The organism is Ureibacillus sp. FSL E2-3493, from assembly GCF_038077515.1.
GTDB lineage: Bacteria > Bacillota > Bacilli > Bacillales_A > Planococcaceae > Ureibacillus > Ureibacillus halotolerans.
Genome location: NZ_JBBOPK010000001.1, coordinates 2,684,083 through 2,696,670 on the forward strand (window position 1 = coordinate 2,684,083; position 12,588 = coordinate 2,696,670).

At 37.7% G+C, this 12,588-nt stretch carries 13 protein-coding genes; 3 read left to right on the plus strand and 10 right to left on the minus strand.

The window, feature by feature from the left end; translation table 11 throughout:
• Positions 1-8: 8 nt before the first annotated feature.
• From moaA to MHH69_RS13860, 3 genes are read right to left on the minus strand one after another with little or no spacing between them, the layout of a single operon-like run.
• The gene (moaA, locus tag MHH69_RS13850) at positions 9-1,025 is read right to left on the minus strand and encodes a GTP 3',8-cyclase MoaA (protein ID WP_341362978.1); all 1,017 of its coding nucleotides are present in this window, start codon (positions 1,023-1,025) and stop codon (positions 9-11) included.
• A gap of 21 nt (positions 1,026-1,046) precedes the next feature.
• Complete coding sequence (fdhD, locus tag MHH69_RS13855) at positions 1,047-1,850, minus strand: formate dehydrogenase accessory sulfurtransferase FdhD (protein WP_122972982.1); 804 nt, start codon at positions 1,848-1,850, stop codon at positions 1,047-1,049.
• Between the two features lie 12 nt (positions 1,851-1,862).
• On the minus strand, positions 1,863-2,210 hold the full coding sequence (locus MHH69_RS13860; protein WP_122972981.1) for a DUF2294 domain-containing protein: 348 nt from the start codon (positions 2,208-2,210) through the stop codon (positions 1,863-1,865).
• A gap of 601 nt (positions 2,211-2,811) precedes the next feature.
• Here MHH69_RS13860 and fdhF point away from each other — a divergent pair.
• The 3 genes from fdhF to MHH69_RS13875 are packed head-to-tail and all read left to right on the plus strand — an operon-like array spanning position 2,812 to position 7,291.
• A complete protein-coding gene (gene fdhF, locus MHH69_RS13865; protein ID WP_122972980.1) occupies positions 2,812-5,736 on the plus strand; it encodes a formate dehydrogenase subunit alpha in 2,925 nt (974 codons plus the stop codon).
• A 15-nt stretch (positions 5,737-5,751) separates the two neighbouring features.
• On the plus strand, positions 5,752-6,228 hold the full coding sequence (locus tag MHH69_RS13870) for a DUF1641 domain-containing protein (protein ID WP_122972979.1): 477 nt from the start codon (positions 5,752-5,754) through the stop codon (positions 6,226-6,228).
• A gap of 16 nt (positions 6,229-6,244) precedes the next feature.
• Entirely contained in the window at positions 6,245-7,291 is a 1,047-nt protein-coding gene (locus MHH69_RS13875) for a P-loop NTPase (RefSeq protein WP_122972978.1), read from the plus strand.
• A 179-nt stretch (positions 7,292-7,470) separates the two neighbouring features.
• On the opposite strand, the gene MHH69_RS13880 is transcribed toward MHH69_RS13875, so the two are convergent.
• The 7 genes from MHH69_RS13880 to MHH69_RS13910 all read right to left on the minus strand — a co-directional run bounded on the left by MHH69_RS13880 (position 7,471) and on the right by MHH69_RS13910 (position 12,583).
• A complete protein-coding gene (locus tag MHH69_RS13880) occupies positions 7,471-7,764 on the minus strand; it encodes a hypothetical protein (RefSeq protein ID WP_122972994.1) in 294 nt (97 codons plus the stop codon).
• A 219-nt stretch (positions 7,765-7,983) separates the two neighbouring features.
• Positions 7,984-8,796 carry a metal ABC transporter permease gene (locus tag MHH69_RS13885; RefSeq protein WP_341362545.1) on the minus strand — a complete coding sequence of 271 codons (813 nt, stop codon included), beginning with the start codon at positions 8,794-8,796 and terminating at the stop codon, positions 7,984-7,986.
• The gene (locus MHH69_RS13890; RefSeq protein ID WP_341362546.1) at positions 8,742-9,449 is read right to left on the minus strand and encodes a metal ABC transporter ATP-binding protein; all 708 of its coding nucleotides are present in this window, start codon (positions 9,447-9,449) and stop codon (positions 8,742-8,744) included. The genes MHH69_RS13885 and MHH69_RS13890 overlap by 55 nt, the downstream gene beginning before the upstream one ends.
• A 19-nt stretch (positions 9,450-9,468) precedes the next feature.
• Complete coding sequence (locus MHH69_RS13895; RefSeq protein ID WP_341362547.1) at positions 9,469-11,034, minus strand: metal ABC transporter solute-binding protein, Zn/Mn family; 1,566 nt, start codon at positions 11,032-11,034, stop codon at positions 9,469-9,471.
• Positions 11,035-11,112: 78 nt separating this feature from the next.
• On the minus strand, positions 11,113-12,099 hold the full coding sequence (locus MHH69_RS13900; protein WP_341362548.1) for a ZinT family metal-binding protein: 987 nt from the start codon (positions 12,097-12,099) through the stop codon (positions 11,113-11,115).
• 149 nt (positions 12,100-12,248) lie between these two features.
• Positions 12,249-12,401, minus strand: coding sequence for a hypothetical protein (locus tag MHH69_RS13905; protein WP_341362549.1), 153 nt, complete (start codon positions 12,399-12,401; stop codon positions 12,249-12,251).
• Complete coding sequence (locus MHH69_RS13910) at positions 12,398-12,583, minus strand: hypothetical protein (RefSeq protein ID WP_341362550.1); 186 nt, start codon at positions 12,581-12,583, stop codon at positions 12,398-12,400. The genes MHH69_RS13905 and MHH69_RS13910 overlap by 4 nt, the downstream gene beginning before the upstream one ends.
• Positions 12,584-12,588: the final 5 nt, after the last annotated feature.

Here is a 12,588-nt window from a genome sequence, read left to right on the forward strand (position 1 = left end):
TTTTGTTTTTAACCACCGATGTGCGACATTTCGATTTTTGATTTTTTCCTTTTTTCCATCGTCTGTTCATTTCGTTCATCGGAATAGCGGTCAGTTCGATTTTCCCATACATTTGAAATACATTGGATGATGGCTGCATCGTCTTCCCCATTCCTTAACAACTCACGTAAATCCGTTCCATCTGTTGCAAATAGACAAGTATATAATTTTCCTTCTGCTGAAATACGAGCACGTGAACATGATGAACAGAAAGAATCGGTTACAGATGAGATAACACCGATTTCGCCTTGATCGTCTTCATACTGAAAACGGGTAGCCACTTCCCCTTTATAATTCGGCTCAACAGGTTTCAATGGGGAAATTTGTTGCACTTGTTCAAGAATTTCCTTCTTCGACACAACGTCATCCATTTTCCAACCATTTGAGTTACCTACATCCATATATTCGATAAAACGAAGAATATGTTGTTTATCTTTAAAAAATTGGGCCATTGTCACAATATCTTGTTCATTTTTCCCTTTTTGAACAACCATATTAATTTTCACTTGCAAACCTGCTTCTGCAGCTTTTTCAATACCTTCTAATACGGTTTTCACTTTTCCACGGTGACCATTCATTTCGAAAAAGCGTTCTTCATTTAGCGAATCAAGACTAACAGAAACTCTCGATAATCCTGCTTTTGCCAAATCATTAGCATATTTTTTCAATAAAGTGCCATTTGTTGTTAAAGCAATATCCTCTACTCCGTCAATACGATGAATACGTTCAATTAATGTCGGTAAATCTCGACGTAGTAAAGGTTCACCACCTGTAATCCGTATTTTTTTCACACCTAATGAGACAAAAATCTTTACTAATCGTTCGATTTCTTCAAAACTCAATATTTTTTCGGAAGGTAAAAAAGCAAAATCTGGGCCAAATATTTCGGCAGGCATGCAATATTGACAACGAAAATTACAACGGTCTGTTACTGATATCCTTAAATCTCTAAGCGGTCTTTGAAATTGATCTTGTAGATTAGTAATTTTTAATCTCCTTCTTTCATATTAGTGGGTTGGTTCAGGTAATATAATACGCTCTTTGTGTGTATAAATATTAAGTGTATTTTGACGAATAAAACCAACCGTCGTAATTCCTAGTTGCTCTGCCAATTGCAATGCTAATTCGGTAGGCGCCGATTTAGATAATACAATTTCACACCCAATTTTAGATACTTTTAGTAAAATTTCCGACGAAATCCTTCCGCTGAATACGATAATTTTATCTTGCATACTAATGTTATTTTGTAAGCAATATCCGTAAATTTTATCTAAAGCATTGTGACGTCCAATATCCATCCGACTTAACACAACCCCATTTACATCACATAGCGAAGCATTATGCACACCGCCAGTTTTTTGGAATGTGGCTGCCGATTGTTGCATCTCTTTCATTAAACGAAAACAATCATCTGGTGTAATACGAACATGAACATCTTCCATCTTTTTGGAAGCTAACGCATCATTTGCAAAGACGAACCCTTGTCGGCTCATACCACAACAAGAAGTAATGTAACGTTTGTTTTGAATTTGTTGATAGAAAGGATTTATACGTTTTGTTTTAATATGCACAAATCCTTCTTTTTCTTGATACCAAATATCTTCAATATCATCAAAACTCGTAATGATTCGCTCTGATGCTAAATAGCCTACTACCATATCTTCTACATATTCCGGTGTACAAACCATCGTAACAAATTCTTGCTGATTAATCTTCACTGTGACAGCGTGTTCTGTCACAACGCTATCCTCTACTTCTAACATTTTATTATTTTCAATCCGTATAATTTCTCGATTTACTATATTTTCCATAAGGGTTCCTCTTTATTCACTAATTTTATCCTCAAAAATAAATACTGAAATTGCCAAATCTTCTTCGACTTTAATATCTGAAAATAAATGGAGCAGCTTTGTACCCATCAATTCTTCCATACCTTCTGGAGTTTTTTTCGAATACAACTCTTGAATCATAGTTGTCCTTGAAGCATGAACCATTTTTAATCCTTCTGGTTTACTGGCAATGAATCTTTCTGTTGGTGTCAGATTACCATACAACGTTGAAACGGCCATATTTTCTACAAAAACAGTATGAATACGCTCCGGTCCTTTACCGAATAAATCTTTGCGCAGTTTACGAATAATGTCGTTAAATTCATGCACTTTTTTTGACATGTTGACGATTCTCCTCACTTAATTAAATTTTTTTATCGGAGACCACCCTTACAGTTTGTTAATAATATAGCAACTTTAAAAAAATTTAAAGTGAAAATATTTTTTGATAATTATTACTATTAACAAATTGCATGATAAATATTGTCCATTTGAAATGTAACCGTTATAATAAGGTGGTTACAAATGGAATTGAATTATTTTGATGCTTATGTCATAGTTTTACCAAATTCCGGTTGCACTATTTGCATAGGAATCATAATGATTGAATTCTATTATGAAATCTAAAAAAATAAAAGTAGATTGAGTTTTTAGCACGGCTTGCTAAGAATTTTATCCACCGTGATTAGACAGCATGAAAAGTTCATGCCGTTTCATGGTGGATTTTTTTATTTTTTAAACATGTCAACAATATATGATCACTTCGTTAATGGTTGCCCTTATCCCTTTATAAGGACACGATAAATCTGAAAAAGAGCTTAATTTAACCATTTTTACAATTTATTATCACCCACAACTAACTCACTAGACTCTTTTCGGCTTTACCATAAGCATTAACCTTGTGACATATAATTTTGTCAAATAGCAAAAGGAGGAGTTTACGTTGACTAAAATTAACATTAATGGCGTACCCTATGAAGTAGCAGAAGGAGCTACAATTCTTGAAACCATTAATCAATATGGCATTGAGCATCCACAAATTTGTTATGTGCCATCAGTTGACCCTATCCAAACTTGTGATACTTGTATCGTAGAAGTAGATGGCCAACTCGTTCGTTCATGTTCAACAAAAGCAATAGACGGCATGAATGTCCAACTTAAATCTGATAAAGCGAAAGCTGCTCAAACAGAAGCAATGGACCGCCTATTAGAAAATCACATGTTATACTGTACTGTTTGTGATAATAACAACGGGAACTGTACACTACATAACACAGCAGAAATGATGGAAATTGAACATCAAAAATATCCTTACAAACCAAAAGTGGAACCACATGAAGTGGACATGTCCCACCCATTTTACCGTTATGATCCAAACCAATGTATCGCTTGTGGACAATGTGTAGAAGTTTGCCAAAACTTACAGGTAAACGAAACATTATCTATCGACTGGGAAGCAGAAAGACCACGCGTTATTTGGGATGACGGCGTTAGCATTAACGATTCCTCTTGTGTAAGTTGCGGTCAATGTGTAACAGTTTGTCCATGTAACGCTTTAATGGAAAAATCTATGCTTGGTGAAGCTGGTTTTATGACTGGTATTAAACAAGATACATTAGATCCAATGATCGATTTAATTAAAGAAGTTGAACCAGGATATAGCGGTATCTTCGCTGTTTCTGAAGTGGAAGCTGCGATGCGTAGCAAACGTACGAAAAAAACAAAAACAGTTTGTACTTTCTGTGGTGTAGGTTGTTCCTTCGAAGTTTGGACAAAAGATCGCAAAATTTTAAAAGTACAACCTTCTGATGGTCCTGTAAATGCCGTTTCTACTTGTATTAAAGGGAAATTCGGTTGGGACTTCGTTAACTCTGAAGAACGTATTACAAAACCATTAATTCGTAAAAACGAAGAATTTGTTGAAGCAACATGGGATGAAGCATTAGATTTAATTGCTTCGAAACTAGGCGGTATTCAAAAAGAATTTGGTCCTGGTTCTGTTGGTTTCATTTCTTCTTCAAAAATTACGAACGAAGAAAACTACTTAATTCAAAAAATGGCACGTCAATTGTTTGGAACAAACGACGTAGATAACTGTTCACGTTATTGCCAATCACCAGCTACAGACGGTTTATTACGTACAGTTGGTTTTGGTGGGGATGCAGGAACAATTAAAGATATTGCGAAAGCTGGACTTGTTATTATCGTTGGGGCAAACCCTACAGAAGGTCACCCAGTATTAGCGACTCGCGTAAAACGTGCTCATAAATTACATGGTCAAAAATTAATCGTTGCCGATGTTCGTAAACACGAAATGGCTGAACGCTCTGACATCTTCATGCGTCCTAAACAAGGTACGGACCAAGTTTGGTTAATGGCCGTAACAAAATACATCATCGACCAAGGTTGGCATGATGAAGCATTCATTAAAGAAAATGTCCATGACTTTGGTGCTTTCAAATTTGTACTTGAAAAATACACACTTGAGTATGCAGAAGAAGTAACAGGCATTTCGAAAGAAACATTAATTAATGTTGCGGAAATGATTCGTGATGCTGACGGTACATGTGTTCTTTGGGGTATGGGTGTTACTCAAAATACAGGTGGTTCTTATACATCAGCTGCAATTTCAAACCTTCTATTAGCTACTGGTAACTATCGTCGTCCAGGTGCAGGAGCTTACCCTCTTCGCGGTCATAATAACGTTCAAGGTGCTTGTGACATGGGTACTTTACCAAACCTATTACCAGGTTATCAAAAAGTAACAGATGATGAAGCACGTGCTAAGTTTGAAAAAGCATATGGCGTGAAAATTCAACCGAAACCAGGTCGTAACAATCCACAAATGTTAGATGCGATTATGGAAGGTAAAATGAAAGCTATGTACTTAGTTGGTGAAGATATGGCACTAGTGGACGCTGATGCGAACCATGTAGATAAAGTTCTTTCATCATTAGACTTCTTTGTTGTTCAAGATGTGTTCTTATCACGCACTGCACAATATGCAGATGTAGTTTTACCAGCAGCACCATCTCTTGAAAAAGAAGGTACATTTACAAATACAGAACGTCGTGTTCAACGCTTATATCAAGCTTTACCAACACTAGGTGAATCAAAAGCAGATTGGGAAATTTTACAATTAGTTGCGAATCGTTTAGGAGCAGATTGGAACTACAGCCACCCAAGTGAAATCTTCGACGAAATGGCTAGCCTTTCTCCAATTTTCTCTCAAGCAAACTACGATGTATTAGAAGGATGGGGCAGCTTCAACTGGGGTAGCCACGATGGTAAAGATACACCTTTACTATATGAAGATGGCTTCAACTTCCCTGACAAAAAAGCTCGTTTTGCTTTAGATGATTGGATGAAACCTGTTGAATATGAACCAGAATACGATTGTCATATTAACAACGGGCGTATGTTAGAACACTTCCACGAAGGAAACATGACAAATAAATCGAAAGGTATTCAATCAAAAGTACCTGAGATTTTCGTAGAAGTATCACCTGAATTGGCGAAAGAGCGTGGTATTGAAGATGGAACGTTATTACGTTTAGTGTCTCCATATGGTGCATTAAAATTAAATGCCCTTGTAACAGACCGTGTACAAGGTAACGAACTATTCTTACCAATGAACTCTACTAGCAAAGATTCAGCGATCAACTTCTTAACTGGTGGAGGTGCGGATGTGAATACATCAACACCGGCATACAAACAAACAAAAGTACGAGTGGAAGTATTGAAAGCAAAAGGAAAATCACCACTTCCTAGAACAAATCCAAGAAATAAAAAACGTCACCCACAAAATGGTGTTGAAGTACAACGGAAATGGAATCGTCCTGGCTACGTTCACTTAACAACAAATTAATGGAGGAGTGAAAGAATGGCTGCACCAATTAGTACGATTAAAAAGCAAGAATTAACCGAAGAACAAATTAAAGAACAAAAGTTAGAGAATTTAAAAAAGCTTCTTTCTGAAAATGAAGAAGCTGTAAATGAAATTTTCTCCATCATGGGAGAATTAAATGCGATTGGCGCCCTTGAAGCCGTAACAAAACTACTTGAGGCAAAAGAAGAAGTTGCTCATATCGTATTAGGTCAAGTAACTCGTGAACCTGTTACGAATATTATTAACAACTTAATGGGGGCTGCCGGTGCTTTATCGGCCATGGACCCAGAAAAAACAACAAAATTAATCGAGAGTTTAACTACTGGCTTAGATGAAGCAAATAAAGCGGTAGACACTGACGAAAAAGTCAGTGTCTTCAAGCTTGCTAAAATGTTAAACGATCCTGATGTGAACCGTGCCATGAACTTTGGCATTCACTTCTTAAAAGGGCTAGGTAAAGGCTTAAAATAGAAAGGAGGTTTTTGAAATGTTGACAAAGGAAAACATTTTAAATGCACTAAAACACGTAGAAGACCCGGAACTTCATAAAAGCGTTGTTGAGTTAAATATGGTACGTAATCTAAAAATTGACGGCACTCATGTTTCTCTAGACGTCATCTTAACAATTAAAGGTTGTCCGTTAAAAGCTAAGATTCAACAAGATATTGAACAAGCTTTAAAAAATATTGGAGCTACAAGCGTCTCCCTTCAATTCGGTTCTATGACAGATGAGGAACGTCGCACACTAACAGCTACCCTAAAAGCTCAAAACGTAACAGATCAAGGGATGCCTAAAATGTTGAAACCTGAATCTGGCGTTAAATTTATTGCTGTTACGAGTGGTAAAGGTGGTGTCGGTAAATCGACGGTTACAATTAATTTAGCGACTGCCCTTGCCCGTCTTGGAAAAAAAGTTGGTATTGTCGATGCCGATATTTATGGCTTTAGTATTCCAGCTATGATGAAAATCGATCAAAAACCAACAATGATTGACCAAACAGCAATTCCAGTTGAGAGCAATGGAGTGAAAGTCATGTCGATGGGCTTTTTCTCAAAGGATAATCAACCTGTTATGTGGCGCGGACCAATGCTGAACAAATGGATTCGCAATTTCCTTGCCAACACCCATTGGGGAGAATTAGATTATCTTCTACTAGACTTACCACCTGGTACAGGAGATGTTGCCATCGATGTGGCGGCAATGATTCCACAAGCAGAAGAAATTATTGTCACTACACCGCACAACGCAGCTTCTCATGTAGCAACACGCTCAGGTCTAATGGCTCAACATACGAAACATAAGATTTTAGGTGTTGTTGAAAATATGGCTTACTTTGAAAATGCAGATGGTGAAAAGAACTATCTATTCGGTCAAGGTGGAGCAGAAAAACTAGCAGATGAACTTCATACCCACATCATTGCTCGAGTACCATTTGCGAAACCTGAGGAAAACACAGGTTCTTCGGTTTATGATGAAGACTCAGTTGTTGGTGAAGTATTTACACATCTAGCAGAAGATATTGTTTATCGTTAAGATCAAATTGGGTTCGGTAATTAGACCGCCCCATAAATAAGACAAGCATTCAACCAGTTGTAGGATTTCCCTACGACTGGTTGTTTTATTATTTCCCCATAAAAAAACATCTTCTAATTGAATTCTAGTTTTGTAACCTGAATTCAATCGAAGATGTTTATTTAAATGAACACATTCTACTAATTCATATAACCCGCTCTTCTTAAAACTTGCATGAAATAAAAGCGGTACGTATTTTTTACAAAAGTGTCTAATGGTAAACCAACATTCAATTGATATTTCGTAAAAATGAAATAAAATCGTTTATCCCATTTTAACCGTAACAATTCTCCTGCCTCTTCACCATATTTCTCTGTAAATTCTATAATTAAAGGTTCAATCATATCTTTGCAATAGTCTTTTAAACTTGCAAGAGCGTCGATATCTTTGTCCCTTTGAAAACGTGTAATCCAATCCGCTAATTGCTCGTCCATATTCATATCCATCCTTCTATCAATCTGAGTTTCTTCCTATTATATTATATCATTTTTTCACCCGTTTTTCGTGTCTCGTTGCTTCAGTATTTAACTAAATTGCTTCGAATTATAAGTGTAGAAAAAATCGCGACATTGTTTTAAACGTCGCGATTCATTCTACTATTTCTAGTATTCAATTTAAAGCTCACGATCCATCACTTCTATTAAATAGTTTCTCTAATTTATATGTCGCATGATGTACTTCAACAGTATAGTGAATGCAAAAATGATAATTAAAATAAGGGTAATAGAAGCCCCTGGAGGTGTTCCTAATTCATAGGAAGTGATTAAACCACTCGAAGTGCCAATTAATGCAATGATTATACCAAATAAAATGACACCATGAAAACTTTTACTCAATCGAAGGGAAATGGCAGCAGGCAAGACGATAACAGCAGAAACAAGTAAAGCTCCGATTATCGGCATAATGACTGCAATCGTAACGCCAGTTAGCACATTAAACAAAATCGACATCATTTTAATAGGCAATCCTGCGGTAAAGGCTGTTTCCTCATCAAAGGTGAGGACATACATCGGCTTGCGAAAAATAAAATATAATAAACCGATCATAACCGTCAGTCCTAACAATATCCATACTTGTTGCTTACTAATTGTCACAATAGAACCGAACAAAAATTGATTGATACTTAACGTTGCCCCGCCGTCATTCAAACTCATTAAAACTAACGCTAGTGCCAGTCCTGCAGACATGATAATCGCAATCGACACTTCTGAATATGTACGATAGACGATACGTAAATATTCAAGCACAAATGCTATTACCATGACGACTAAAATATTCGTCCAAGTAGGATTGACACCAATGAGCAATCCTAACGCTACACCTGCTAATGAAATATGTGAAAGGGTATCTGCCATTAAAGACTGTCTACGCAAAATTAAAAACAACCCTAACATCGGTGCAATGAGTGAAATTAGGAAGGATGCTTGGAAAGCTCTTTGCATGAATCCATGGAAAAACATCTCCATGGGGACCCCTCCTTCCGTACCAGCTCAATATGTTTAGTAGCATAATGGCGAATTTGGTCATGATCGTGGGTAACCATCAAAATGCCTTTATGATGTTCTTTACAATTGTGCTGTAATAATTTGTAAAACTCTTCTTGAGAGTGCACGTCCATTCCTGTCGTCGGTTCATCCAATACGAGCAAATCAGGATCTGTCGCGAACACACGGGCAATGGAAATTCGCTGCTTTTGCCCGCCTGACAGTTCTCCTATTTTTTTATGGCGCATCTCCCACATTCCTACTGATTCCAGCGAGCGTCGTACATGTTCTTTGTCTTCCCCATCTAATCTTTTAAACCATTTTCCTCGTTGATAACGTCCAGACTGCACCAGTTCCAGTACCGTGCTTGGGAATCCAGCGTTAAAGGATGCGACCTGCTGCGAAACATACCCTACAACTAGCTTCTCACCAATGTAATTGGTTGGCGAGAGCCAGACGCTGCCTTTCGACGGCTTGAGTAGACCTAAAATATTTCGTAGCAATGTTGTTTTGGCCGCTCCATTTTCTCCCGTCAGCATGACAAACTCTCCCGCGTTCACTTCAAAGGAAATATTCTCTAACACCGGTTCCTCTTCATACTGAAAGGCAAGATTTTTCACTTCAATATAACGCATAATCAAGCGACCTTTCATATTATTGGATACTTAACTGCAAAGCTTCCAAGTTTTCACGCATCGCATCCAAGTATCCTAAATCTTTTTCTTGCAGCTCTTCCGACAGCACTTCCAAATCATATAACACAGCCGTCTCTGTCCCTGTTTCCTCAGCAACCGTTTCTGCAATTGCAGAACTAGCTCCTTGCTGATAATAGATCACCGGTACATCATATTCTTTTACTAGATTATCAATTTCAGCTATACGAGAAGGACTTGGTTCTACTTCTGTCGATAAGCCCCCAATGGCAACTTGCTCCAAATGATAACGTTCGGCAAGGTATCCAAATGCTTGGTGCTGTACGACAAAAACACGATTTTCCGCCCCTTCGAGCGCATTTTCATACTCTTCATTTAAAGCTTGCAGTTCTTCATTAAAAGCTTTGGCATTCTCTTCATAAATAGCCTTCCCTTCCGGATCTGCTTCAATTAACGCATCCCGAATAACGTTGACTTGCGCTTGTGCCAATACTGGGTCCAACCAAATATGCGGATCATGATTTTCGTGATCATCAATCATAACGGAGACAGGTTCTGATTGGGCGTATATGTTTTCTTCATTATCTAAAAGGGCTGCCCGTACTTCGAAACTTTCTCCCGTTGTTTTAAACTCAAAATGATCTGTTTCTTGACCGGAGACAGCTTCCCATTCCTCATCCTGGCTTCCGCGCACGTACCAGCGCCAATTCGTAAAGTCCGCTTCTTCTTTTAGCTCCGCAACGAGCGTAACGACATCTCCCGTATGATAATGATCAGCCAAACCAACGATTTCAATCGGTTCAGTATTGTCACTATTTCCATGTTCATGATGATGTTCGTCCTCATGACTGTCTCCATGAGCGTGGTCATTCCCATGATTATCAATCATAACTTTTACCGGTTCTGATTGCGCATAAATATTGTGTTCATTATCAAAAAGTACTGCCTGAACTTCAAAACTTTCTTCTGTCGCTTCGTATTTAAATTCAGGTCCTCCAACTTCTGGTACAGTTACCCATTCCTCGTCGGCACTTTTTCTTGTGTACCAGTGCCAATGATCAAACTCCACCTCTTCCTCTAATTCCGCAGTTAATTCAATTGCATCCCCTGTATGATAATGGGCCGCAACCCCTTGAATTGTTATACTTCCTGTAGTCTGCGGTTCTTCACCATCCTCATGATGATCATGTTCACTCCCCTCAGTTGAGTCAACACCATCTGCCGTACGTGCAATCACAAGATTATCGTTTTCTATCGTATTGAATAAACTATCTACCCAATGTTCCATCTCTTCACTGCTATACACAAATACATCTGCTTCATTAACCGTTGTTACGTCTTTTGCACTCGGTTCATAATGATGTGCATCTTCTCCTGCAGACACCATTAACGATACATCTGCCCGATCTCCTGCCACTTGTCGAGTAAATTCATACATCGGGTAAAAGGATGTAACAACGGAAAGCTGTTTATCGGACTCGCTTTCGTTCTCTGCAGAAGTACATCCGGAAAGAGCGGCACACGTAACGAAACTAAGGAAAATCGTTGTTAACCACTGTTTTTTCATCTTTCTTTCCTCCTAAACTACATGACCAAAAGTGTCATTTTAATCGCTCTGATTTCTATTACACTCCTTAACTATCTTTTAATGTGCCAGCATATCACGCACGAGATCTTCTGCATCTAAATTAGAAGGATAATACGTTGGCCAATTTGTCACTTCCTCTAATAATGCTTCCCGGTCATCTCCCCAATATAAGTGGTAATGGTTTGAATCAACTGGGAAAATATTATGATCACTAAATTGAATGTATTGAGGAGCTTCCTCTGATCCATCTACTAATTTAAAAATATATCGTACTCCTCTATTTCCTTTTTCATAGGTAAGGATTTCATATCCATCTGATGCGTACTCTCCTGAATACTCCTTTCCATCTTCAAAAAATGTTACGACATTATTCTCGATCGTGATGCGGTTAACATTCGTTTCATATCCTACTTTGTAGTATTCCTTGTACTCTTCTTCTGTCATATCTCCGCTTTCTGCTTTATGTGCAAACACTTCATCCAAATCTCCAGATAAAAGATAAGGATAGACCGATTGCCAATCTCCTTCCCAATCGGACAATTCACGCTCTTTTACTTGACTGTCTTCGAAATCCCCATTATAGATTTGCTTACTTTCTTCGTCGTGTCCGTGATGGTCATCAATTACCACTTTAACAGGTGCAGATTGAAACTCCGGTTTGTCGTCACTACCATATAAAACGACTTTTATCTCTATACCATCCTTTGTTGCTTCGCCCGTAAAAGTATCCGTTTCCTGTCCAGAAATCGCTACCCATTCCCCATCACTACTTTCTCTGCTATACCAGTGCCAATGATCGGACTCCGTTTCTTCTTCCAAAACTGCTGTTAATTTAATAGTATCCCCAGTATGGTAATGATCAGCGATGCCTTCAATTGTTATTTTTTCTGGTGCCTCTTGATTCGTTTCTTCCCCTTCAGAATGGTCATGTTCCTCGTCTGTATGTACTTCTTCCTTAGTTGCCTCTTCTCCCGTTCCTTGGCATGCTGCTAAGAAAATGCTTAACAGTAAGATACTCGACAAACCCAAAAGTAATTTTTTCATTTTATTCTTCCTCTCGTTTAAATTGGTTTTTCCTCTCAAATTACAAAGCGTAATCATTACGTTTTAAAAATGCGTAAAAATTTTTAGCCTTCTCCTGCATTGAAAATGATTAACGTAATGATTAGCTATGTACTCTTTTCAAGTGGTCATTAATTCATGAACAAAAATAGTTGTTCTTTACTTTTTTCAGAAGATGCTCCGATCAAATGATTCGTATAATCAAACCATCTCACTTTTCTACAGCGTTCTTCTATTCTTTCATTCAGTTCTTCTTCTATTTCATTCATTAATTTTGCAATCATTGCCGGCTTGCTATTTCATATGGGGAATACGCTGTAAAAAGTTGAAGGTACTCTTCTGATGTATTTGATTTTTCAACTAGACGATCTTCCATGTCGATAATAAATTGATACAGTCTTTTCTTATTTTCAGGGAGTTTTCTTACTTCACTTTTTAATAATAATTCCATTAACTGGTCATTCATTGAAT

What these genes read in the sequence shown, in the direction of transcription:
- fdhD (WP_122972982.1), bottom strand. Translation starts at nt 1,850, where the DNA reads ATGGAAAATATAGTAAATCGAGAAATTATACGGATTGAAAATAATAAA.
- MHH69_RS13860 (WP_122972981.1), bottom strand. Translation starts at nt 2,210, where the DNA reads ATGTCAAAAAAAGTGCATGAATTTAACGACATTATTCGTAAACTGCGC.
- MHH69_RS13870 (WP_122972979.1), top strand. Translation starts at nt 5,752, where the DNA reads ATGGCTGCACCAATTAGTACGATTAAAAAGCAAGAATTAACCGAAGAA.
- MHH69_RS13875 (WP_122972978.1), top strand. Translation starts at nt 6,245, where the DNA reads ATGTTGACAAAGGAAAACATTTTAAATGCACTAAAACACGTAGAAGAC.
- MHH69_RS13880 (WP_122972994.1), bottom strand. Translation starts at nt 7,764, where the DNA reads ATGGACGAGCAATTAGCGGATTGGATTACACGTTTTCAAAGGGACAAA.
- MHH69_RS13885 (WP_341362545.1), bottom strand. Translation starts at nt 8,796, where the DNA reads ATGGAGATGTTTTTCCATGGATTCATGCAAAGAGCTTTCCAAGCATCC.
- MHH69_RS13890 (WP_341362546.1), bottom strand. Translation starts at nt 9,449, where the DNA reads ATGCGTTATATTGAAGTGAAAAATCTTGCCTTTCAGTATGAAGAGGAA.
- MHH69_RS13895 (WP_341362547.1), bottom strand. Translation starts at nt 11,034, where the DNA reads ATGAAAAAACAGTGGTTAACAACGATTTTCCTTAGTTTCGTTACGTGT.
- MHH69_RS13900 (WP_341362548.1), bottom strand. Translation starts at nt 12,099, where the DNA reads ATGAAAAAATTACTTTTGGGTTTGTCGAGTATCTTACTGTTAAGCATT.
- MHH69_RS13905 (WP_341362549.1), bottom strand. Translation starts at nt 12,401, where the DNA reads ATGATTGCAAAATTAATGAATGAAATAGAAGAAGAACTGAATGAAAGA.
- MHH69_RS13910 (WP_341362550.1), bottom strand. Translation starts at nt 12,583, where the DNA reads ATGAATGACCAGTTAATGGAATTATTATTAAAAAGTGAAGTAAGAAAA.